The organism is Corynebacterium sp. c7Ub_26 (genome assembly GCF_053760365.1).
The window spans coordinates 353,066-374,463 of sequence record NZ_JBSNBL010000003.1; the positions used below are offsets into that span (position 1 = coordinate 353,066).

At 60.0% G+C, this 21,398-nt stretch carries 16 protein-coding genes; 8 read left to right on the forward strand and 8 right to left on the reverse strand.

Going from position 1 to position 21,398, the window contains the following annotated elements; genetic code table 11:
* Positions 1–36: 36 nt before the first annotated feature.
* Positions 37–1,224, reverse strand: coding sequence for a prephenate dehydratase (gene pheA / locus ACWORE_RS07260; RefSeq protein ID WP_455303299.1), 1,188 nt, complete (start codon positions 1,222–1,224; stop codon positions 37–39).
* Between the two features lie 115 nt (positions 1,225–1,339).
* On the opposite strand from pheA, the gene ACWORE_RS07265 reads away from it, so the two are divergent.
* The 5 genes from ACWORE_RS07265 (at position 1,340) to ACWORE_RS07285 (ending at position 8,196) form a co-directional block, all read left to right on the forward strand.
* Positions 1,340–2,779 carry an amidase gene (locus tag ACWORE_RS07265; protein ID WP_455303300.1) on the forward strand — a complete coding sequence of 480 codons (1,440 nt, stop codon included), beginning with the start codon at positions 1,340–1,342 and terminating at the stop codon, positions 2,777–2,779.
* 55 nt (positions 2,780–2,834) lie between these two features.
* Positions 2,835–3,524: a CPBP family intramembrane glutamic endopeptidase gene (locus tag ACWORE_RS07270; protein WP_455303365.1), complete on the forward strand. Its 690-nt coding sequence runs from the start codon at positions 2,835–2,837 to the stop codon at positions 3,522–3,524.
* 237 nt (positions 3,525–3,761) lie between these two features.
* Positions 3,762–6,728, forward strand: a complete 2,967-nt coding sequence (locus tag ACWORE_RS07275) for a glycosyltransferase family 87 protein (protein ID WP_455303301.1) — start codon at positions 3,762–3,764, stop codon at positions 6,726–6,728.
* A gap of 26 nt (positions 6,729–6,754) precedes the next feature.
* Positions 6,755–7,315 (forward strand): hypothetical protein, encoded by a 561-nt coding sequence (locus ACWORE_RS07280; RefSeq protein ID WP_406605389.1) that lies wholly within the window; start codon positions 6,755–6,757, stop codon positions 7,313–7,315.
* Positions 7,291–8,196 (forward strand): LCP family protein, encoded by a 906-nt coding sequence (locus ACWORE_RS07285; protein ID WP_406605388.1) that lies wholly within the window; start codon positions 7,291–7,293, stop codon positions 8,194–8,196. Before ACWORE_RS07280 ends, ACWORE_RS07285 begins: the two co-directional genes overlap by 25 nt.
* A 4-nt stretch (positions 8,197–8,200) precedes the next feature.
* On the opposite strand, the gene ACWORE_RS07290 is transcribed toward ACWORE_RS07285, so the two are convergent.
* The 5 genes from ACWORE_RS07290 to ACWORE_RS07310 all read right to left on the reverse strand — a co-directional run bounded on the left by ACWORE_RS07290 (position 8,201) and on the right by ACWORE_RS07310 (position 13,069).
* On the reverse strand, positions 8,201–9,121 hold the full coding sequence (locus ACWORE_RS07290; RefSeq protein ID WP_455303302.1) for a DUF5926 family protein: 921 nt from the start codon (positions 9,119–9,121) through the stop codon (positions 8,201–8,203).
* A gap of 98 nt (positions 9,122–9,219) precedes the next feature.
* Positions 9,220–10,002 carry a glycerophosphodiester phosphodiesterase gene (locus tag ACWORE_RS07295; protein WP_406605387.1) on the reverse strand — a complete coding sequence of 261 codons (783 nt, stop codon included), beginning with the start codon at positions 10,000–10,002 and terminating at the stop codon, positions 9,220–9,222.
* Positions 10,002–11,705, reverse strand: a complete 1,704-nt coding sequence (locus tag ACWORE_RS07300) for a pyruvate kinase (protein WP_455303366.1) — start codon at positions 11,703–11,705, stop codon at positions 10,002–10,004. The genes ACWORE_RS07295 and ACWORE_RS07300 overlap by 1 nt, the downstream gene beginning before the upstream one ends.
* A complete protein-coding gene (locus ACWORE_RS07305) occupies positions 11,630–12,040 on the reverse strand; it encodes a hypothetical protein (RefSeq protein ID WP_455303303.1) in 411 nt (136 codons plus the stop codon). Before ACWORE_RS07305 ends, ACWORE_RS07300 begins: the two co-directional genes overlap by 76 nt.
* Before the next feature lie 42 nt (positions 12,041–12,082).
* Positions 12,083–13,069 (reverse strand): L-lactate dehydrogenase, encoded by a 987-nt coding sequence (locus ACWORE_RS07310; RefSeq protein ID WP_296136789.1) that lies wholly within the window; start codon positions 13,067–13,069, stop codon positions 12,083–12,085.
* A 486-nt stretch (positions 13,070–13,555) separates the two neighbouring features.
* Here ACWORE_RS07310 and ACWORE_RS07315 point away from each other — a divergent pair, with 486 nt between their 5' ends.
* Positions 13,556–14,161, forward strand: a complete 606-nt coding sequence (locus ACWORE_RS07315; protein ID WP_455303304.1) for a superoxide dismutase — start codon at positions 13,556–13,558, stop codon at positions 14,159–14,161.
* A gap of 146 nt (positions 14,162–14,307) precedes the next feature.
* Positions 14,308–15,540 carry an MFS transporter gene (locus ACWORE_RS07320; protein ID WP_455303305.1) on the forward strand — a complete coding sequence of 411 codons (1,233 nt, stop codon included), beginning with the start codon at positions 14,308–14,310 and terminating at the stop codon, positions 15,538–15,540.
* On the opposite strand, the gene msrA is transcribed toward ACWORE_RS07320, so the two are convergent.
* Positions 15,517–16,179 (reverse strand): peptide-methionine (S)-S-oxide reductase MsrA, encoded by a 663-nt coding sequence (gene msrA, locus ACWORE_RS07325; RefSeq protein WP_455303306.1) that lies wholly within the window; start codon positions 16,177–16,179, stop codon positions 15,517–15,519. The genes ACWORE_RS07320 and msrA overlap by 24 nt on opposite strands.
* A 166-nt stretch (positions 16,180–16,345) precedes the next feature.
* Here msrA and ACWORE_RS07330 point away from each other — a divergent pair, with 166 nt between their 5' ends.
* Positions 16,346–19,249 carry a multicopper oxidase domain-containing protein gene (locus tag ACWORE_RS07330; RefSeq protein WP_455303307.1) on the forward strand — a complete coding sequence of 968 codons (2,904 nt, stop codon included), beginning with the start codon at positions 16,346–16,348 and terminating at the stop codon, positions 19,247–19,249.
* Here the strand turns inward: ACWORE_RS07330 and ACWORE_RS07335 are convergent.
* Entirely contained in the window at positions 19,242–21,209 is a 1,968-nt protein-coding gene (locus ACWORE_RS07335; RefSeq protein WP_406605381.1) for a ribonuclease H-like domain-containing protein, read from the reverse strand. The two genes, ACWORE_RS07330 and ACWORE_RS07335, sit on opposite strands and share 8 nt — an antisense overlap.
* Positions 21,210–21,398 lie beyond the last annotated feature (189 nt).

A 21,398-nucleotide genomic window follows, 5' to 3' on the forward strand; every position in this document is an offset into this window, starting at 1 on the left:
CGTGCCGCCGTGCCGACGACCCAGCGTTGTATCGCTCTACCACAGGACATCTGTATCCGGGGCGGTCCCTTCCGCCCGATGAGCAATCCACTCCTGCGCGGTGAACCACTCATCGGGAGTTGCCGTCGACGGTTTATCCGGGCTCATTGTCGACGACGGAGCCACAACATCGGACGCGGTTACAGTATCGGACGCAACCGTTTGGCCCGACGTCGTCGCCACGTGGGGTCCGTCGTCGATCGGCCATGAGCCGAGGAAGCGCAGCACCTGGACCGTTCTATGCAAATGCTGCAAAGCCGTTGCCACATGTGGATCGGAGATATGCCCGCTCATGTCCATATAAAAGCGGTATTCTCCCAGCGCTTTCCGCGTGGGGCGGGACTCGATGCGCGTCAAATCCACACCATTCGACGACACCACCGTCAGCGTCCGAGCCAGCGCACCCGGTTCATTGCGGACGTTAAAGACGACCGACGTGCGATCACGACCCGTGTGAGCTGTGGGTTTGCCCGGCTTTCCCACCAACACGAAGCGAGTCTGCGCGCCGGCAACGTCGGCAACGCCATCGGCTAGTGAGTCCAAGCCATACAGCTGCCCGGCGCGAGCAGGCGCTGCGGCGGCGTCGACCTCTCCTCGAGCAACCATCTCTGCAGCTGCCGCGTTGGAGTGGGCGGCAACGAACTCGGCCGGCGGAAGGTGGTCATCAACCCACGATGTCAACTGGGGACGGGCAACAGGGTGGGCACTCCAGGTGGCGATGTCCTGGGGGCGGGTGCCCGGCCGGACGAGGATAGAGAAGGCGATCGGGATGGCGATTTCACGGTAGATCTGCAACGGGTGAGATCCTGCGAGCGCATCGAAAGTCCTGGTGACAGGGCCTTCAACTGAGCTTTCAATGGCAACGCACGCCCAATCGGCGCGGCCACGAATAACGGCGTCAACAGCGTGTTGAGGCGAATCGACGGGGAGCGGAACTATGCGGTGACCGTGTGCGGTGATGGGCTCGGTGGCTTTCACGCCGCTGCTTTCTAGCCCAGCAGCCCCCGTCCTTGCGCCCTGGGGCGGCGTGTCGCACCACCCACGGCCGGCGAATTCCAGCATGGCCATTTCCGTAAACGTCCCTGAGGGTCCGAGAAATGCGACGACGGGAATGTCCCGCTCGGATGTCTCGGGTGTGTGACTGGTTTGATTCGTTACCACGCTTTTTGACTGCTCGCTACTCATTCCACCTGCCTATGTTGTGGTGTTCTCTTCAACCCTAAACCACCGGGAATCAAGAAATCAGATAGACAAGGTGGTGGTGGCGCAACCGTATCCGCCTCCCCGTAGGCTGTCAGGTATGGATTTCCACGACGTGCTGGACGCCCCTTTGGCCGATATCCTCGCTATGGTGCGCGGTGGGCGTCGTCGCGTCGGAACTCAGGAGGCCGGTACACCTTCTGACCAGCATAGTCGTGACCAGCATCTTTCCCCGGACGTGCTGGCGGGCTTCGCGCGGGACCGTGTGCAGACCGCCCGGGAGTCAACCGGGCTAAGCACACAAGAGCTGGGTTTTGCCCTGGACGAGATTCCCGTGACGTACCCGAGCGCTCAGCGCAGTAGCGGCCCGTTCGCCGGCTTACCTATTCCGATTAAGGATTTGCTCCCTGTGCGGGGGGTTCCCTGCACGCAAGGTTCGGCCGACCGAGTGTCTGTGCCGGACAAGAACGACCCCGTGGCGGACGCGTTATTGGGCGCGGGCGCCACCATTTTCGGAGCGTCAGCGACCTCTGAGCTGGGCCTATCGTGCTATACGGAACCGACCCATCTGCCAACGGTTGTTAACCCGACCTTGCCCGGTCGCACGCCAGGTGGCTCGTCGGGAGGGGCGGCAGCGTTGGTTGCGCGCGGTATCGTCCCGGTGGCGCATGGGAGCGATGGCGGCGGCTCGATCCGCGTTCCCGCTGCGTGTTGCGGGATCGTCGGGTTTAAGCCTCCGCACGATCCAATCGATGGGCAGCTGCGCGCGGATGGTTTTCTCGCGCGCACGGTCGCGGATGTCGCGGTAGCGTCGTCGCTAATTACTTTCCCTGGTCAACCGCGGGTGACCCGCACCCAGTGGGTTCCGGGGACGCCGAATGTGAGTGTTCCTTCTCAACGTCTACGTGTGGGAATTTTAACGAAACCGCTGCATAGTGCGGGCCAGAATGCGCCGCACCCTGCGCCTCGTCCGGCGCCGAATTCCCTGATGACGGGCGCTCTTCGAATCGCGGCCGATCGCGTGAGGGCGGCGGGGCACGATGTTGTCCCCGTGACCAGCCCATATCCGCCGGAGACGATCGAGCTGCTGCGTATCGTGCTGGCCTACCGGTGCAGGAATCTTGATGGCGCGTTGTCCCCGTTGAGCACGTATTTCCGTGACCTGGGCACGACGATCACAGCCGAGCAGTATGAGGATACGCTGGCCCGACTTCGGGAGCTCCCGGATCTGGTGCTCAGCCAATGGTCTGATGCGGCGAATGTAGATCTTGTGCTGAACCCGATCATTGCGTATCCGCCTCCGCCGGTGGGCACGTTCGCGACCTTGCCTCCGGAGGAAGATTTCGCGGCCCAAACCGCGTGGACCCCGTGGTGTACGTTGTGGAATTTGACGGGCTGGTCTGGGCTTTCCGTCCCCGTCGTGACGACGGCGATTGAGGGACCGTGGCACGGGTGGCCGGTGAGTGTGCACGTGGGCGCTGTGGGGGATCGTGTGTCGCCGTGGGAGGTTCTTGGTGTCGGGCTCATCGTCGAAAAGTAGTGTCACCGCGACGCTGCGCTGGGAAATCGTCATTGTCCTGGCCGTGACATTTGGTATGTCAGGGCTGCGGACAACGTTGCGCCTGGTGGAGGCCCTGGCCTCCCCGACGCCGTTGAAGGGGCAGACCGCGCAGTTGAATCCGTCGCAGGCGCCAGCGGCGTGGCTTGATATGTCGCTGCAGGTGTTGTCGGCGGAGACCTTGGTGGCCTGGGGCGCGCTGGCTGTGTATATGTTGTGGGTTCATCCCGTGACGACGAATCCTCTGCGGTTTTTGCGGTGGTCCGGACTGTCCGACGTGTGGCACGGGCTGGCGGCCGCTGCGGCGATTGGTCTGCCCGGGCTGTGCTTTTATGGCTTTGCTCGCGCGTGGGGTTTGTCGGCGACGGTTGATCCTGCGGCGGGGGTCCGCGCCTGGTGGTCGTACGTGTTGCTGGTCATTTCCGCGTGCGCGACGGCCTGGGCCGAGGAAGTGGTCGTCGTGGGGTGGCTGCAAACCCGCTTGACTCAGTGTGGTGTGTCGGGGGCGCCACGCGTGGTGGTGTCGGCGCTGTTGAGAGGCCTATATCACGTGTACCAGGGCCCGAGCGCGGGCGTGGGGAACGCGATCATGGGCCTGATTTTTGGGACGTATTTTGAGCGTACAGGCCGTGTGTGGCCGCTGGTCATTGCTCACGCGGTTATTGACTGCATGGCTTTTGTGGGCGCAGCGCTATTAGCCGGCCATCTGCCGTGGCTGGGGCTGTAGATAATGTGCCCACACTAGGCCGTGTAACTCTAGCCCCACGCGTTCCGATATACTCAACGCTTGGTTTTCACCTGTAGCTGCGTCACCTGCATATTCACGGGCCCAGATGGGAGTGAACCGAATGATCGCAGTCCCAGAGCCTGAGCGTCAGTCGCTAGGCCGGAACGTCCCCTGCCGTCGCCGGGGTGCTGCCAGCGTTATCACTGGTAAGCGATACTTTTGTCGGAAGGAAATTTTGTGCCTGCTTTGTCGCTTCGGAGTGCTAGCCGGTTTGGTACCGGCCGTGCCCGTAAAGCACTAAGCAGAACACAGAGCCGCGGTTCAAATAGCAGCTCGGCCATAATCATCGGGTGGCCGGCCCACGTGTTGGGCCTCCTCGTGGGGCTCCTGACACAATTAATCTGGCACGGCCCACGCGAGAACGGCGACTGGGCCGCATTGTGGATCGCCGGCAAGCTCCTCCGCCAGGGCGATGATCCGCACATCTACGACTACGCCCCTGATGATTTTGCTGCCTGGGCAGGCCCTTTCTGGCAGCCATTCGCGCAGCAAGATGTCACATCAGCCTCACCACATCCGTTTGTTCAGGCACCGTTCGTTGCTCAAATGGCCGAGGCCCTGACACTCGTAATGTCATTCCATACATCGGTGTTCTTCTTGACGGTGGCGTCTGGGTGGGCGCTGGTCGTGCTGGTGGCCATCGCATTTTATGTGTGGTTTCACCGCCCGATCCCCATGGGCGTGTTGGTCGGCGTCACGCTGGTGGTGTGGCTTTCCACCCCATTCCAGTGGTCGATCACATTGGGACAAACGACGCCCTTGGTCACCGCTGGCATTGCGTATAGCATCGCGGCAGCGCGCCGTCGTCCCTGGTCAGCGGGCATCGCACTAGGGGTCGTTAGCGTCATTAAGCTCACGCCGCTGGCTCTCATTCCGCTGATGCTGCTGTTCCGTCGGTCACGTCGAACGTCGCTCATCGCTATCGCAACAACGGCCCTCTGCTTCGGCTTCTCCGTACTAACCGTGGGGTGGCCACTGCACGAAATCTGGCGTGCGCGGATTCACATGTTCTCCACGTACAAACTGATCGCGCCGACGAGCCAGACCTTCGTGTCAATCATGAAGCGCCATCTTATCGACGAGGGACCCGCGAGCGCGCCGATTATCCAGGACACGCCCGGCTGGATGGTGGTCACACCGATGATGCTGGCCGCCGTGATTGCCCTGGCCTTGGGCATCGCGGCCTACCGCTGTCGCGGGCGGGCCTTCGAGATCATCATGGTGGGCGCCATGTGCGTGGCCACGTGTTTCTCCGGATTCGTGTGGACGCACTATTTCATCATCGTTGTGTTGCCGGCCTTCGGTGTGTTCGCGCTGACCGCTCGCCGCAGGTGGGCGGTGGCGTGCATTGCGATGGTCAGTGTCCTCTATTTCCCTCCGCTTTCCGACGTTATTTCGTCGCAGCACGATAACCGCTACTTTGCTCAAACAGGCTTTTATGTCCCCGGCGGGGCATTGATGGCGACGATTGTCATGCTGTTCTTGCTGGCAGCCGCTGTTGTGGTACCCGCACGTCGGGCGGCTAGCGCTGGGCTCCCCAACTCCGCACCGGAGTTCCGGGCGCCGTGGGACGCAGGGGCATCTGCAAGGAGACGCACCAGCACACCCATAGCTAGGAGCTCCACCCCGCGAGCGGGCGCACGTTCCGCAGTCGCCCGCTGGTTCGCCCACGCTAACGCGCCCCATTCCACCTTCATCTCCGGTTCATCGCCACGTCAGCGTGGCCACATCGTCGGCAGAATGGGCCATATCGTTGCGGTGCTCTCCGGCCTTGTCACTGTCTTAGCGTGGAACTCCCACCGGCAGACAGATGATTGGTCCTCACTGTGGATCGCCGGCAAACTCGTCGCGCAAGGCGATAAGAACCATATTTACGATTACAACCATCAGGATTTTGCGCGCTGGGACGGGGAGTACTGGGCACCATTTGCCAATGAGCACGTCACATCCCCCTTGCCTCACCCATTTATTCAGGCGCCGATCGTGGCAGAAGTAATGAGCCTCATTACTCGCATCATGAGCTACGACTTTTCGACGCTCGCGCTGGGGTTCTTCTCCGGCTGGGCCATGGTGATCACTGTCGCCTGCGCCTATCGCATCTGGGTGGGGCGGCCGATCCCACTCGTTCTTCTGCTACCCGTCGTTGTCGTGGCCTGGGTGTCAGCGCCATTTTCCATGGCTATTTGTCTGGGCCAAACAAGCCCCCTGATCTACGCGGCCATTGCCTACGCGATTGCCGCTGCACGCACTCGTCCTCGCTCGGCGGGCATTGTGCTGGGCTTGGTCAGCGTCGTAAAGCTCAGTCCTTTCGCTCTGATCGCCCCGATGTTCCTTTTCCGTCGGTCACGCCGTACAGGCGGAGTCGCCGTCTTCACCACTGTGGTGGCGTTCCTCATGTCGCTGGTCACGCTGGGGGCGGATGTATTCCGCACCTGGTACCGTGTCATTCACGATCTATCATCCGCCCGCATCGTTGCGGTGGAGAGTCAAAGTTTCGCGTCGATTATGTTGAGAAGTCATCTTCGCGACGACACCAATATCTTGGTTCCTATTATCCGGAATCCCCCCACCTGGGTTGTGGTGGTTCCACTCATCATGGCAGCTTTGCTGGCCATCCTGGTTCTCGCGGCCGCGTATGTGCGTCGGGAATATGCGTTCCCGCTGTTCATGGTGGGAATTACCAGCATCGCGACGGCTTGCTCTGGGCTGGTGTGGACCCACTATTTCCAGGTTGCGATACTCCCCGCCTTCGGGTCCATAGTCCTGGCGGAACGTCGTCGCCTGGCCGGTTTTCTCACCATCGGTTTGAGCCTGTTCTTCGTCCCGCCTCTCTCTGATGTGATGAATTCCCCTGCCCAGGCTAGGGTACATGTTCAGTCCGGCGGCTTAATTGCCCTCATTGGGCTCATTCTGCTGATGTGCATCATGGCCCTTCTGCCCGGCTCGGTTCTTCCACCACGCACACGGTCGCGCATCACACAGTGGCAACAGGCACATGACCGTGACGACGAACGGCTGCGGTCATCGGGGCCGTCGCTGTCCCACAGGTATCGCAATGATGTGACCGCGCCACTACCTGTTGTGACGGATGCTCCGCGGGCATCGGGTGGACGCCACCACGTGCGCCGACGCCACACCCAGTAACATTATTCACATGAATACCACTAGCGATGACGATTACCTCCGCGGCCCTGATGGCCGCCCGATCGTCGACCGCTACGGGCGACCTATCCGACGCCGGTCGGGGAAAAACACTGCAGCTTCGAGCAACGGTGCTGATGGTGGGGGTTACCGTCACGAAGCAAACAGTAGGCGTACTGGCAGCAGCCGGGCCGACGGGTCCCGCGTCGACTACTCCGGGGGGAGCTCTCCTGCGCGGCACGAGAAGCACGAATACCAGCACTTTCGTGCGCAACCGGGGCCTGCGTCGTCCCGTGCGAGATACCAAAGCGAGCAGTCGGAGCGAACCGATTCCCCTCAATCACCACGCCGCCGTGATGAACAATGTTCCGGGCAGTACGCTTCGAGCTCCCGTCGATACTCTCAACCGTTGCCTCCTCGCGGGATCGAGGAGCATAACCGACGCACCGGCGCGCCCAGTTATCCTCCCGCCGGCAGCCGCCCGTCCGAGAAGAGCCGCCCATCCGGCCCAACCCGAGGGCATCGATGGCTTTCGTCTGCCACAAGCCGTGGACGTCGGTGGCGATTGTCCGGGTGGGGACACAAGCTAGGAGCACTACTGGGCGTCCTCATACTTGTCGCACTCGGGACGATGGTATGGGTCGATCTTCGGCTACATCGAGTTGACGCTCTGGCCAATTATGGCGGACGGCCCAGCGGCGGCTCGGGAACGAACTGGCTGCTCGTCGGCTCTGATTCACGTGACGGCCTCTCTGAGGATCAGCAAGCTGAGCTGTCTACCGGCGGCGATACGGGCGGCGGGCGCACAGATTCCATCATCCTGGTGCATATTCCCTTCGTGGGGAAAGCGACGATGGTGTCCATCCCCCGCGATTCGTACGTCGATGTGCCCGGTCACGGGAAGGACAAGGTTAACGCTTCGTATGCGCTGGGCGGCCCGCAGCTGCTACAACAGACGGTGGAACAGGCCACTGGTCTGCGCATTGACCACTATGCGGAAATCGGCTTCGGTGGGTTCGCCGGGGTGGTCGATGCTGTGGGCGGCGTCAAAATCTGCGTCGAGCAGCCCATGGATGATCCTCTCGCTGGGATTAATCTGCAGCCGGGGTGCCAAAAACTTGATGGCCCCACCGCCCTGGGCTTCGTTCGGTCACGGCATTCGATGGACGACGGCGACATCGGCCGTGCCAGGAACCAGCGGACGTTCCTCGCCGCGCTAGTGAAGAAGGCGCTATCCCCCACCACGTTCCTCAACCCGTTCCGCTTTTTCCCGTTTGTCAGCCGTATGGCGGATTCTTTCACAGTGGACAAGCACGATCACGTGTGGAATCTCGCGCGTTTGGGCATCGGGTTGGGCATGTCGCCGCGTACCGAAACGATCCCCATCGCATCCTATGAGTCCACAGATGTCGGGGACGTCGATGTGTGGGACGACGACGGAGCACAAGAGCTATTCAAGTCGTTGCGCTAGCCGTCTACCGAATAGTCACTTGGCGGGAACGGATTGTATCCCGCGCCTTGCGTTCGTCAGCAGTCAACGGGGTGTCCACGGCCAACACCTTTTCCAGCGCAACAGCCAATTGCTGAATAGGCTCCTGGAATTCTTGCGCCGTCACCGTGGGGTCAACGTCAAAGACGGGCACCGCAACACCGTGGGTGCGGAACGCCCCGGCAAAACGTGTGCCTTCTCCCAGTGTCAAGTCTCCTGCAGCGTACAAGCGTGCCAGCGCGGTGAATAACGCGTCCTCGTCGTCCTGTCGGATCCACCGGATGTAGCCTTTGTCGCCGCCATCGGTCCACCAGACCGCTCCCGGCGCGGAGACGTCGATTCTTTCGGTCGGAAGCATCGACTCGTTCACCTGCTTCATGTTTTGCTGCATGGCAGGATCGATGGTTTGACCTTCCGGGAGCCACCAGTCGAAGTCTTTCTCGACCTGTACGTCGAGCTTCTGAGTGGGGTCCATCAGCTCGCTCAGCTCCGGCTCAGTGCCGTCGGCAATGGACGTTCCCAGCGTTTGCCCTGTTTGAGCGGTTTGCAACCACGCGAGGGTCTGCGCTAAATCTTTGTGGGGGTTCGGTCCGCGATGCTGGCATTGAAGTGCAACGAACGCGGTAGGGGGAGTGTCACCGTCGGTGTCGCGCACGATGGCGGCGGTCGCTCCGGGCAGGACGGTCACGAGGTAGACGGGGTAATCGACGCCCTTCACTGCGATTTTCGCCCGGGCCGATGGGGCGAATTCCTGCATGGCAATAAGATCTGCTTCCGAAGCAAAACCCCCGAATGGTCGCGGGTCACGCTCTAGTGCTGCACGTTCAGCGGCCCGCTTAGCCAGTTTCGCTTGACGGCGGGTCATTCCTTCGGGCAGATTCTCATTCTTCTTTTTCTTCCTTGACACCTGGCCTAGGCTACCTGCCCACTCCCCCAGCTAGCCAGTTTGTAGCAGCAGATCGGGAGTTCCTAGACCCGGCTTTCCCCGCAGGACGATGTCCTCCCTCAGCTCGCCGCCGGATACTCAGCCTGTGCAGACGCTTCATCCATCCACTCGCGCGCCTGGCGTGGTTTGTCAGTCGCCAACCAGTCAATCCCGTGCTGAGCTGCCCACATAACGTCATTTCGCGTGTTGACGGTCCACGTGTAGCAGCCGTCGCCACGCCGTATGAGCCCCGGACGCAGTTTCACGTTGATAATGGACGGGCCATACGCCTGCGGAATATCCATCCGCCAAAGAATGGGGCCTAGCGGGCGTTGGATTTCGCGTCGCAACAGAATCCGGTGCACAGAGGGCTCGAGATGCCGCATTCTCGCAAGCGACATGGCTGAAAATGAGATGACGTGTAACCGGGGATTGTCGACCTGCCCTCGATCACGAAGCACCGAGACCAGTGTCTTTTCTAACTGGCCACCATATACCGACGGGTGCTTCGTTTCGACAAACAGTCCACAGTCTGTCCCCTCAACCAAGTCCAAGAGCGTACTGAAGAGCAACGGTTGTTGCGGCTCCGCAGCGGTGCCCACGTTGATACTGGGGAGGTCATCGCGGGTGAGTTCAGCAATGGGGCGTTTATCTCCCGCAACGCGTTCGAATGTCCGGTCGTGTGAGCATACGAGGTGTCCGTCTTTTGTGAGGCGGATATCGCATTCTATGCCGTCGGCTCCCTCGGAGAGCGCGGCATCGTAGGCAGCGAGTGTCTGTTCGGGGTGGTCGCAGCTGGCTCCGCGGTGGGCGATGATCTCCATCGGTTCTCTTTCTTTCCGCCGAGCCAGCCGTGTGCTCATTAGGCCCGTCCTCGGCTTCGTAAATCTAGAGAATTGTCACTGGTGTTGAGCGCTTGACCGATCCTGTTGAGGATGTTAATGGCATCCGGAATGTGCGTTCCCTTGTTCAGCATGACGCCTTGGGTACGCAGCGCAACGTCCGCATCGGTGATCTCTGCGCGTGAGGGCAGCCCGGATTTCGCCATGGTTTCGAGGACTTGCGTCGCGAAGATGGTGGGAATGTGAGCAGCATTCGCCACGTCCATGATCTGTTCGCGGGCTTCGGACATGCGGCTGAAGCCGAGTTCCATCGCGAGGTCACCACGAGCAATCATGACGCCCGAGTTCCTGTGACGGAGCAGTTCGGTCACCACATTGGGTAGGTCGTTGTAGCATTCTTCGGATTCGATCTTCAGCATAACGCCAAGGTTCCGGATGCGCGCGCTAACTGTGGCAGGGTCTTCGCTATCGCCAGCGGTATCCGTGGCATCTGCGCTGCTAGATTCGCTTTCCAACGCTGCTACGTCGATTTCTTTCTCGATGGCGTCGAGAATTTCGGTGAGGTCCTCGGCGGAGCGGACGTAGCTCGGCGCAATGATGTCTGCCGTGCGAACGATTTCCGGGAGGATGGCGCGGTCTTCGTCGGTCATAGCGGGGAGCGGAACGTGGACGCCGGGGAAGTGAATGCCGCGCCCTTCACGCAGGTTTTTCCCGCCTTCACGGGTGTGAACGGCGACGAGTTCCGCGGAATCGTACTCCGCGGTGTTGCCCTCGGCGTCCTTCTCACCGGCGCGGGTGACGGAGGTGACTTCGCACTCGATTTTCGCGTCGTCGAAAAGGACGGTGGATCCGACGTCCAGGCTGCGGATAGCTTGTGGCTCGCCACAGTTGACGGCGGGGATATCGTCCGTCGGGTCGGTGGGTGTGGGGTCGCTGGTCAGCGTCAGGCGTGACCCAACGTCGACGTGAACACGCTGTTCAGAGCGCCCGATCCCGTGGATTCGAGTCTTGATGTATTGGCATGCGACCAGGCTGCCATTGGCCAAATAGACGTTCTGACGCCCGTAGGCCAGGACTCCCTCATCGGTGACCTTGTGCACGGTCATATAGCGCTTGGATCCGCGAGCGTCCAGCATGGATAGCTCATCGCCCTCGTTGACCGTCTGCAGCCACTCCGGATCGACCTGGATGGCCAACGTCGGCCGGCCAGGAAGGCCCTCCGGCACGGGTGCCGGGGTTGTGGCATTGTGGTCGAACGGGGTGATCCACAACTTGGAGGGAGTCAGGATCCGCCCGGTCTTCGTCCTGGTCACGCGGGTACGCGCGATCCGCGGGCCGGGTTCGATAGCCCCAACCCGCAGTTTCGGACCCGGCAGGTCCATAGAGATTTTGATGTCGCGGCCGACGCGTGCGCTGGCGGCACGGACGTTCGCTGCCATTGCGCGCCGGGCTTCGGGAGTATCGTGCGCGCAGTTGATCCGGGCGATGTCCATCCCCGCGTCGGCGAAGGACTGGGCAAGGTCGGGATCGTCGGCTGCCTCAGTGGGGAGAGTCACCATAACGCAGCTCGGCATGCCATCCCGGGGCTCACCCAACAGAGCAGAGCTGTTGGACGCTAATTGCTCCTGGGAACGCTCTATCGCTGCAGCTAAACGGGTGATGTCGTAGGACTCTCCCTCGGCACCACCGTCATCACTGGACTGTCCACCCAGGTTCTGCAGCAGAGTTTTCGCCGCGCGGAGTTGGTCGGCAACGGGTGCCTGGTCAGATACACGAATCCCGACCCCCGCAGCTGGGCAACAATGTGGTGCGCATCATCAGCCTGGAGGCGCGCGAAGTGCTGCACATTGCGAACCCCCTCACGGTGTTCCGCGTCTGCGGCGTCGATACGGTCGCGTTTATCCTGGTCAACCTCGCTGAGCATGGTCAGGAGGCTATCGACACCACGGATCAACTCATTCAGTGAGGTCGTCGCTGAATTTGTCGTAGTTGCCTTCGACGACGACGCCCCTGACGTGCTGGCATCGTTGAGTTCACCGTTATGACCATTCTGTTCCACTATGTACCCTCCGGAGCGGCGGATTTCTCGTACGACCGAATACTACTTCGTTGCTTCCTGATCGGCATTCGGGCCGTAGAAGCGGTCTTTGATTTCACGCAACTGCGCAACTGATGCCTTCATCTGCTCAGCTTCGTGGTCATCGAGCTCCAGCTCAACAACGCGGTGGATTCCGCCGCGGTTCACGAGAGCCGGGGTGCCGATGTAGATGTCGTCTTCACCATATTCACCCTGCAGGTATGCAGAGACAGGAAGGACGACGTTCTGGTTCTGCAGGACAGCCCGCGTGATCCGAGCCAGGCCCATGCCGATACCGAATGAGGTCGAGCCCTTAGCGTCGATAATGGTGTAGGCGGCGTCGCGGGTCTCTTCGAAGACTTTCTCCAAGCGTCCGTGCAGCTCAGGGTCCTTCTCAAGCTTCTTGCGCATCGACACACCGCCGACGGTCGACGACGACAACACCGGAAGCTCCGAGTCGCCGTGCTCACCGATGATGTAGGCGTGGATGGAGCTCGGGGCAACGTCATACATGTCGCCCAGCATGGAGCGGAAGCGTGCGGAGTCCAGAACCGTGCCCGAACCGATCACGCGTTCCTTCGGCAGGCCGGAAATCTTCCAGGTGGCGTAGGTCAGGATATCGACAGGGTTCGACGCAATGAGGAAGATGCCGTCGAAATTGTGCCTCATGACATCGCCAATGATGCTGTTCAGGATTTTAATATTCTTGTCGACGAGCTGCAGGCGGGTTTCACCTGGCTTCTGTGCAGCGCCAGCGCAGACGACGACCATGGCGGCGTCGGCGCAATCGTCGTAGGTGCCGACCTTAACGTTGGTCGGGCTGGATGCCCACACGACGCCGTGGTTGAGGTCCATGACGTTGCCGGCGGTCTTCTTTTCGTCGATGTCGATAATGGCCAGTTCGTCGCACACACCCTGGTTAATAAGGGCGAAGGCGTAGGCGATTCCGACGTCGCCAGCGCCGATAAGAACGATTTTGTTACCAAGGCGGCGGTGTTCTTGATCTGCCATGAGAATTCCTCCAAGGAATGAGATCTGGAAAAGATGGTGCGACGGCGCGTATGTGCCGTGATTTATTCTTCAGTGTTATTGTGCCCGGTTTTGCCCGAATATGCTAGTGTTTTGACAAGCAATCAAACATTTAACCCCGGTTCTGATTGATTGAATATGGGTTTCTTTTGTTTAGGCATGAGCACTCTGTGCCACCGCTCCCCCTTTTTAGGGCACAGCCGGCCACACACTCACAAACTACCTCAATCCTATGAATTCATCCTGATTAATAGGGGTTTTTAATCTCTTACGCCCCCGACCTGCGCCCATTTATCCCATCTATTTCGGAATAAAGAGAAATTTCTTCACGTTAAAGGTTGCGAAAGCCCGGAGCTTCCACAACACTGGGTTTCAAGCGCAAATTAGTTGTGCGAGTCACAATGTTGAAAAAATCACAGTGCGCCATGTTTTAGCGGCGCGTGTTAGCTACTAACGAAAGGTATTGAAATGGCTGTGTACGAACTTCCTGATCTCCCCTACGATTACGATGCTCTCGAGCCTCACATCTCCGGCGAGATTATGCAGCTTCACCACGACAAGCACCACGCAACCTACGTTGCTGGCGCCAACGCTGCGCTGGAGAAGCTAGAGAAGGCCCGCGAAGAAGGGGCAGATGCTAACGAGATTCGCGCACTCTCCAAGAACCTCGCCTTCAACCTTGGTGGTCACACCAACCACTCCATCTTCTGGAAGAACCTTTCCCCGAATGGGGGCGGCGAGCCGACCGGAGAGCTGGCTGAGGCTATCAACCGCGACTTCGGTTCCTTCGAAAAGTTCAAGGACCACTTCTCCGCTGCTGCTACCGGTCTTCAGGGCTCCGGCTGGGCCGTCCTCGGCTACGACCACATCGCTGGCCGCCTCATTATCGAGCAGCTGACCGACCAACAGGGCAATGTCTCCGTTGACTTCACCCCGCTGCTGATGCTGGATATGTGGGAGCACGCTTTCTACCTGCAGTACAAGAATGTCAAGGCTGACTACGTCAAGGCAGTGTGGAACGTGTTCAATTGGGAGGATGTTGCAGAACGCTACGCACGGGCAAAGTCCAAATAAAACCCTGTGGCCAGATAACCGGCCGCACACGTGGCGACACTAAATAGGCAGCCACGGTACATAGCGCTATAAGAAGAGGCACCCGCGGGTGTCTCTTCTTCTCATTCGGTAATCTAGCGTCGAGCCGGGAAATCAGGTGTCACACTATGGCCACTCAGGGCTTACCTGACGGGTATACCCCGCAGTCGCCCATGTACCGCAAAGTCATCTTGGCGATGGTGGGCGCTGGGTTGGCATCGTTCAACGCCCTGTACTGCACGCAGGCTCTCCTCCCCGTCCTGTCTGAGGACCTCCACGTCACACCGGCAACAGCATCATTAACCGTTTCCGCGACGACGGGGATGCTCGGGCTGTCCATCATTCCGGCGTCGATCATTTCAGAGTGCTTCGGGCGCAACCGCGTCATCATGCTCAGCGCCCTATCGGCCACGTTGCTAGGTCTTCTTCCCTTATCGACGTCGGTCGGCATGCTGATTATCCTGCATGGACTGCAGGGCATCGCTGTTGCGGGGGTTCCGGCGACGGCGATGGCGTACCTGTCGGAGGAGATTCACCCGAAATATGTTCCTCAAGTGATGGGGCTCTATGTGGCGGGGACGTCCGTGGGCGGTCTGTCCGGCCGCGTTATCCCTTCTGGCGTGCTTGAGTTTGCGTCATGGCGGTGGGCTCTCGCGGCCACCGTGGCGGTAGCCATTATTTTCGCGTTCATCACGTCATGGGCGCTTCCTGATCAACAGCGTTTTCAGCCCAAGCGCCTGACGTTTCGTTCCGAGTTCAGCGCTATCGCCCAGCACATGAAAAACCCGCGCTTGAGTGCGCTGTTCACCCTTGCTTTCCCTTTTATGGGCGCTTTCGTGTCGCTGTATGACTATGTTGGCTACCGTTTGACAGGGCATTTTGGCCTCAACGAGGGCGTTGCCGGCGCTATTTTCTTCCTCTATCTCTCCGGAACGTGGAGTGCGACGCAGGCCGGGACGATGGTTCACAAGTTCGGGCGAGCGCGTGTCCTCGTCGGGTCGATCGTCGGCATGATGATCGGCATGGCTGTGCTGTTTTCCCCCGAGCTCATCAGCAGCATTCTTGGGATTTTGCTGTTCACGGCGTGTTTCTTCGCGGCCCATTCTGTGGCGTCGGGCTGGGTCGGGGTGGTTGCCACCTCCAACCGGGCGGAAGCATCGTCAATGTATTTATTCTGCTATTACATGGGATCGTCGATTGTGGGCTGGCTTTCCGGCCATGTTCTCCACTCGTGGGAGTGGGGTGGGCTCGTCGTGTGGTTGCTCGCCGGGTTGGCCATAGCGACGGTGATTGCACTGTTTATCGCGCGGACCACCCCATCGACGCGGGCGACGCCGTCACCGGCACGCGACTCCCGTTGAGTGGACCGGGCAGTAGCCGTTGGGATTTTTATCCAGGTACTGTTGGTGCTCGTCTTCAGCGAGGTACATCGTCTTCGTCGGTGTGTCGCTGAGCAAAGAAATGTCGGTGTTGATGTCCCCGTAGCCGGCGTCGGCCAGCGAGCGGGCGAAGGACTCCGCTATTTCACGAGCTTTCTGCACTTCATCGTCGGTCTGTGCGTAGATTACGGAGCGGTACTGGGTGCCCACATCGTTCCCCTGGCGGAAGCCCTGCGTGGGGTCGTGCGCCTCGAAAAATGTGCGGATGAGATCCTCGAATGACACCTTCTGCGGGTCATAGATGACGCGGACAGTTTCGGCGTGGCCGGTCCGGCCTGTGCATACTTCCTGGTAGGTCGGGTTCGGCGTGTAGCCACCGGCGTAACCGACCGCCGTGCTTTCGACACCGTCCATGGACCAGAAGAGCTTTTCGGCTCCCCAGAAGCATCCGAGCCCCACGACTACGCTCCGCTGCCCGTCTTTCCAGGGCCCATCGATGGGTGTTCCCCGAGCTGTGTGCGGTTTGGGGTGCGGCAGGATAGATTCATCGCGTCCGGGAAGCGCATCTTCCCTGTTCACGGTGCTTGTTGGTGTGGGCCGTGTGTCAAAAAGAAATCCCATGAGCACAGGGTAGACCGAAGTGATGGTGTTCGAAAGGGCTGGTCGTTTCCACCCGTGCCCCCGTGGGAATGCCATGTCTTCCGGACCGCTCGAACCATGATTATATGCACATTTTCGATGCCTATTTTCCCGTTTGCCCTCGGTGTGGAATAGCGTAGAAATCACTATGAGTTCCCGCGATGAATCTCTCCCTGTCTCCCCCGATGGTTCGGCTCGTTCTTCTCACTCCGCCGATAACAAGTCCTCTGGGCGGGTCTTCCCCGGGCGGCCCCACGGGTCTGCTTCCAACCGGTCGCGCGAGTCATCATCCTCGAAGACATCAGCGCGGTCCTGGCACCGACGCGCCTCCCGCCCCGTGAGCTTGTGGCTCGCCGCCATCATCGTCCTCGCACTGGCGCACCCGTTTGTACCGAATAACCGCTGGATGATGGTGCATTTCTTCACTCTCGGCGCGCTGATGAACTCGATTATGGTGTGGTCGCAGCACTTCACCGAGAAGTTCCTCCACCAGCGGCTCCCAGACTCCTCCAGGCCGAGGCAGGTAGCCTTAATTTATGCCCTCAATGTGGGCGTTATCTTCTGCGTCATTGGACAGGCTTTTAACGATGCTGCACGCGGCACTCAGGGGTGGGCGTGGATCGTCGTCACTGTGGGAGCTGTCATCGTTGGAGTGGCCGTGGCGATCCACGCGATATCGCTCATTTTGCAATGGGTGAAAGCACGTCGCGGTGCTGCGAAATCTGGCACTGAACTGGGAGATTACGCAGCGATCGTCATGTTCTACATTGCAGCGTCGTTAATCTTGCCCATCGGCGCGGGCTTAGGCGCAACACTGGCCCATCCCCTTCCCGGGGCGTGGCATGACCGACTGATTGTGATGCACATGGCGGTTAACGTCCTTGGCTTCGTCGGACTAACCGCAGCGGGCACGCTGACCATTCTTTTCCCAGCTATTTGGCGTGCGCGCGTGTCGGCATTTCGCCCTACTCCAACGCTCGCCACGATGTTGGGCGGCATCCTGGTCCTGAGCATCGGCACGATTTCCGGACGCTTCGAGCTCGTCGGCATCGGCATGGTGGTCTACGGGGCGGGCTGGATCCTGTGCGCACGCCCGTGGGCGGGCATCGTCCGGAATTCCCGGCGCATTTCCCACGAGCCACCTGCGATTTTCGCCCGCTCGTCAGTGGTGTTCGCAGTTCTTTGGGTCATTGGCACAATGCTGGCCGCGGGGATCAGCCAGATCCTGAACCCGGACGAGATTATTTCGACGCCGACAGTGCCTCTGGTGGTTGGTTTCGGCGCACAATTACTCATCGGTGTGATGTGCTACCTGCTTCCCTCGACGATGGGAGGTGGCGGTAAGGCCGTGTCACAGGGGCTTGCGACGCTGGATTTCATAGAGCCTGCGCGGACGACGATGGTGAACGTCGGCTTGACCCTGTGGGTTCTTCCCGTGGGCGGGTGGCTTCACATTGTGGGCTCATTTGCTGCGGGTATTGGCTTGGCGATGTTTATCCCGTTGGCGGCCGTGTCGGCTAAAAACCAGGTTAAGGCGATTCGTACACAGGCTGCAGCACGTCGGAAAAAAGCTGAGGAGCAGACAACGTCGTCTGCTTCGTCTACTTCGCCTGCCGACGATGCCCGTATAATTCCCCCAAACCCGCCGCATTCACGGTCGCCGCTTGCTCAGGTTGCGGCCACGATGTCTGCGATCGCCCTCATTGCGTGTGCGACTCTTGCCATAACCGGTAGTGGCAATGGTTCGTCGGACAATTCCGGGGGCTCCGCTGTCGCAGCAACCGGGCATACGACGTCGGTCACCGTGACGGCCAAAGGCATGTCCTTTAGCCCGAATTCCATTGACGTTCCCGCTGGTGATCGTCTCAAAGTGACCTTAAAGAACGACGGCGACCAAGTCCACGACCTCAAACTCGCCGATGGCAGCGAAACGGGGAAAGTAGACCCCGGAGAGAGCAAAACGTTCACGTCGGGCGTGATCACGAAGAAGACCAAAGGTTGGTGCACCATCCCCGGCCATCAAATGCGCGGTATGGAACTGACCGTGAATACCAAGGGCGGCTCAAACGGTTCCGCTGGAGCGAACTCCACCGATAGCGATTCCAGCGGCGATACTGCGTCGGATAAGGATGATGTTCATGCCAGCGGGCACTCTATAGCATCGACGAATACGGATAGTCCGCTGAAACCAGAGTTCATTCGTGATCCGTCGGTGGGCCCTGCACCCGAGGGGACAACGCACAATATTGATTTGACGGTCTCACAGGTTAACCGGACAATCCACGAGGACGGCACGAAGCGTGCGTCGTGGACATTCAATGGTGCGCCCATGGGGCCAGTGCTGCGTGGTCACGTCGGCGATGAGTTCGTCGTCCATCTGACGAATGATGGTTCTATTAGTCACTCGATTGATTTCCACGCGGGCATGGTGAGCCCAGACAAGCCCATGCGGTCCATCAAACCTGGTGAGTCTCTGGAGTACCGATTCCGCGCCGAGCACGCCGGGATCTGGTTGTATCACTGCGGTACGGCCCCGATCAGTATGCATATTGCTGCCGGAATGTTCGGTGCTGTGATTATTGATCCGCCGGACCTGGACCCCGTGGATCATGAATACATCATGGTTCAGTCGGAGCTGTATGGCCTGGGTAAGGACAAAGACAATCCGGTTGATTCCGCGTTGCTCCACAGCGAACAGCCCAGCAAGGTGGTGTTCAACGGCCTCGAGAACCAGTACGTCCAAAAGCCTCTCGAGCTCAAGCACGGTGAGCGCGCACGGTTCTGGTTGCTTAATGCAGGCCCGAATATTTCCGAGTCCTTCCACATTGTGGGTACGCAGTTTGATACCAGCTTCAAGGAGGGCTCGTACACTCTTCGGCATGGGCATGACGCCTTCGGTGTCGACGATGGCGGCTCTCAGGCGCTTGATCTTTTAGCCGCTCAGGGCGGTTTTGTGGAGGCCGACTTCCCCGAGGCTGGTACCTACACGATGGTTAATCACCAGTTTGCCGACGCTGAACGCGGCGCAATGGGCAAGATCAAGGTCAGTTAAGAGCAGCGTGTGGGGCGGGCATGGTGTGCGCGCCCGGCGCGCCTGCCGTGAGCCAGTTCCTGACGACGGCGGTCGCGCGGCAGTCATCCCTGTTGTAGCGGAGGAGTAGTGCGCGGGCGTCGTGTTTGCTCGTCACTCCCGTGGGGATGGGAGCTAACGGATCGACCCCTTTGGCCTGCATAAACACCGATAATGATGCTTCCCCGTCCATGTCGGCGTCTTCCCAGTGAAAACCGGCCAGTGGTGCGACAGTTTTCAAGCCCAATCCTGCTGGCCCCACGAGTTCACTTTTGACGGCTGCATACACGTCAACCCATTCTGGCGAGCGGATGAATTGATTGACCTCCGCGACGGTGGGGACAGTGACGGTTGTTGTGGGTGCAGTAGCGCGTGCAGGTGCCGGGGCTTCGGAGGAAGCCGTGCTGAAGGTGAGTCCGCCAAAGCGCTGAGCAGAGCGTTTGAGCCACATGTTCTCCCCTTGCGCCCCGTAGCAGTAGGCAGCGAAACTCTGCCCCCGGGCGTGTGCGCGGTCCCGCTGATCCATCAGCCACGCCCAAAACATGGCGAAATTCCGCGCTTCGGCATCAGAGTTCAGCTGCTGCCACGTCACAAAGGGCCGGTAGGTGGCTCCGTCCCAAGTCCCCCACAAGTAGCATCCGCGCTCGAGGTAGGCTTCCATGTCCACATCGATTTCGACGTCTGCCCTGCGGACAATGTCGGCATCACCGCGTGCAAGGTCCGTCCGTACTCCATTTACGCGCGACGTGTTTTCATCCACCGTGTTTCCATGCGCCCTATTCCGACGTTGCCGCACCTTGTCCGGGCGATGGACCGCTGTCCACCCTTGCGTGTACGCGTACGCCATGATGCTGGCGTCGCCGCAGTCAGCGTCGGCAAGCTGATGAACAGTGGATATGCCAGCAAGGCGATATCTATCCGCCCGGGCCCCGTGAAGAACAAGGCTGATATCGTCCATCTGTTTCAGCTCTGCGTGGCAATCGCTCTCAAAGCGGCAGCTGCTGCAAGCCTTAATTTTTCGTGGCTGCGTAGAGATAGGCACTCGAACTGCATCAACAAACCCGTCGGTCATCGTGCCGACGGGCCACACCGCGACATCATGAGCCCCCTGCCCCACAATCCCGATCAGATCCGACGACAATCCGACGTCGCGAAGAGCATAATGCGCCGCGACCAGCGGATGAATGTCTCCCGAGTGCGTTTTGGCCCGCCCCGACCGCCACAGGGGAGCCGATGTGCCCAACCTCGGTAAGGAGACCGACATAATGCGCCGCGTGGAGTCCGGCACGATGCCTTGGTGCGTGCTCACGGTGACCGGCATGTAGCGGGCCTCATGCGGAAGCGCCGATGAGTCCACCCGAACCAGCAGGTCAGGCGCGGTACGAATAATGATGTCATCCGTGGGACTCAGCGCCGGATCGGTAGGATCGGCCAACCACCACGGGTTAGCCACGTCCACACCGGGGCGCGCACCCTGCAGTTCTGCCATGGCTATTCGCGCCGTGAGCCGCGGGTTGATAATCACTCGTATGCCCTCAGCCAGGGCCTCCAGGGTGGCACACTCCTGGGCATCCCACATTTCGTCACGATCCTGGGATGTGGGTTGCGTCCCCACCTGATCGCGGTCCGCTTGGTTCCCGGCGTCCGTCGCCCATCCGGCATCGGCCGTCGATCCAGCTTTCTGCACACAATCAGCGATCGTCATCGTGAGTGATTTTTTATTGCCGACGCCGGGCACGGTGGCTCCGTCGTCGCTCAGCTGCCCGAATACCAGCGTGCGTTCGAGCTCTGACCGGGCCTGACGTGCTCGAGCTGCTTCTCGCGGTGGGCGAGGGTGGCCTTCACGATCGAAGGTGCGGCGTTGGCGAATGCGATACCGACATCCCGATAGTTCTGTAGCCTCTACGGGAGTATCCGCAGGATGGGGTCTCGGTGCAGTCATTAGGTTCATTATTTCAGGCGGGCTCGCGCAAAATCTGGTGAGGGCACCACAATTAACGCTCGATGGCAGGATAACCGTTAGAGTAGAAGACGATAGAAGTAGTTAAAATTTACGTGAACTACTGAGCATTCCAACACGGTAGCGCAGAGCAAGCGCCGGTCGGTTACGCGCCAGCGCATTAGCTCTGAA

Excerpts from the sequence above, each read along its gene's own strand:
- pheA (WP_455303299.1), bottom strand. The coding sequence starts at position 1,224 with ATGAGTAGCGAGCAGTCAAAAAGCGTGGTAACGAATCAAACCAGTCAC.
- ACWORE_RS07265 (WP_455303300.1), top strand. The coding sequence starts at position 1,340 with ATGGATTTCCACGACGTGCTGGACGCCCCTTTGGCCGATATCCTCGCT.
- ACWORE_RS07270 (WP_455303365.1), top strand. The coding sequence starts at position 2,835 with ATGTCAGGGCTGCGGACAACGTTGCGCCTGGTGGAGGCCCTGGCCTCC.
- ACWORE_RS07280 (WP_406605389.1), top strand. The coding sequence starts at position 6,755 with ATGACGATTACCTCCGCGGCCCTGATGGCCGCCCGATCGTCGACCGCT.
- ACWORE_RS07295 (WP_406605387.1), bottom strand. The coding sequence starts at position 10,002 with ATGAGCACACGGCTGGCTCGGCGGAAAGAAAGAGAACCGATGGAGATC.
- ACWORE_RS07310 (WP_296136789.1), bottom strand. The coding sequence starts at position 13,069 with ATGGCAGATCAAGAACACCGCCGCCTTGGTAACAAAATCGTTCTTATC.
- ACWORE_RS07315 (WP_455303304.1), top strand. The coding sequence starts at position 13,556 with ATGGCTGTGTACGAACTTCCTGATCTCCCCTACGATTACGATGCTCTC.
- ACWORE_RS07320 (WP_455303305.1), top strand. The coding sequence starts at position 14,308 with ATGGCCACTCAGGGCTTACCTGACGGGTATACCCCGCAGTCGCCCATG.
- msrA (WP_455303306.1), bottom strand. The coding sequence starts at position 16,179 with ATGGGATTTCTTTTTGACACACGGCCCACACCAACAAGCACCGTGAAC.
- ACWORE_RS07330 (WP_455303307.1), top strand. The coding sequence starts at position 16,346 with ATGAGTTCCCGCGATGAATCTCTCCCTGTCTCCCCCGATGGTTCGGCT.
- ACWORE_RS07335 (WP_406605381.1), bottom strand. The coding sequence starts at position 21,209 with ATGACTGCACCGAGACCCCATCCTGCGGATACTCCCGTAGAGGCTACA.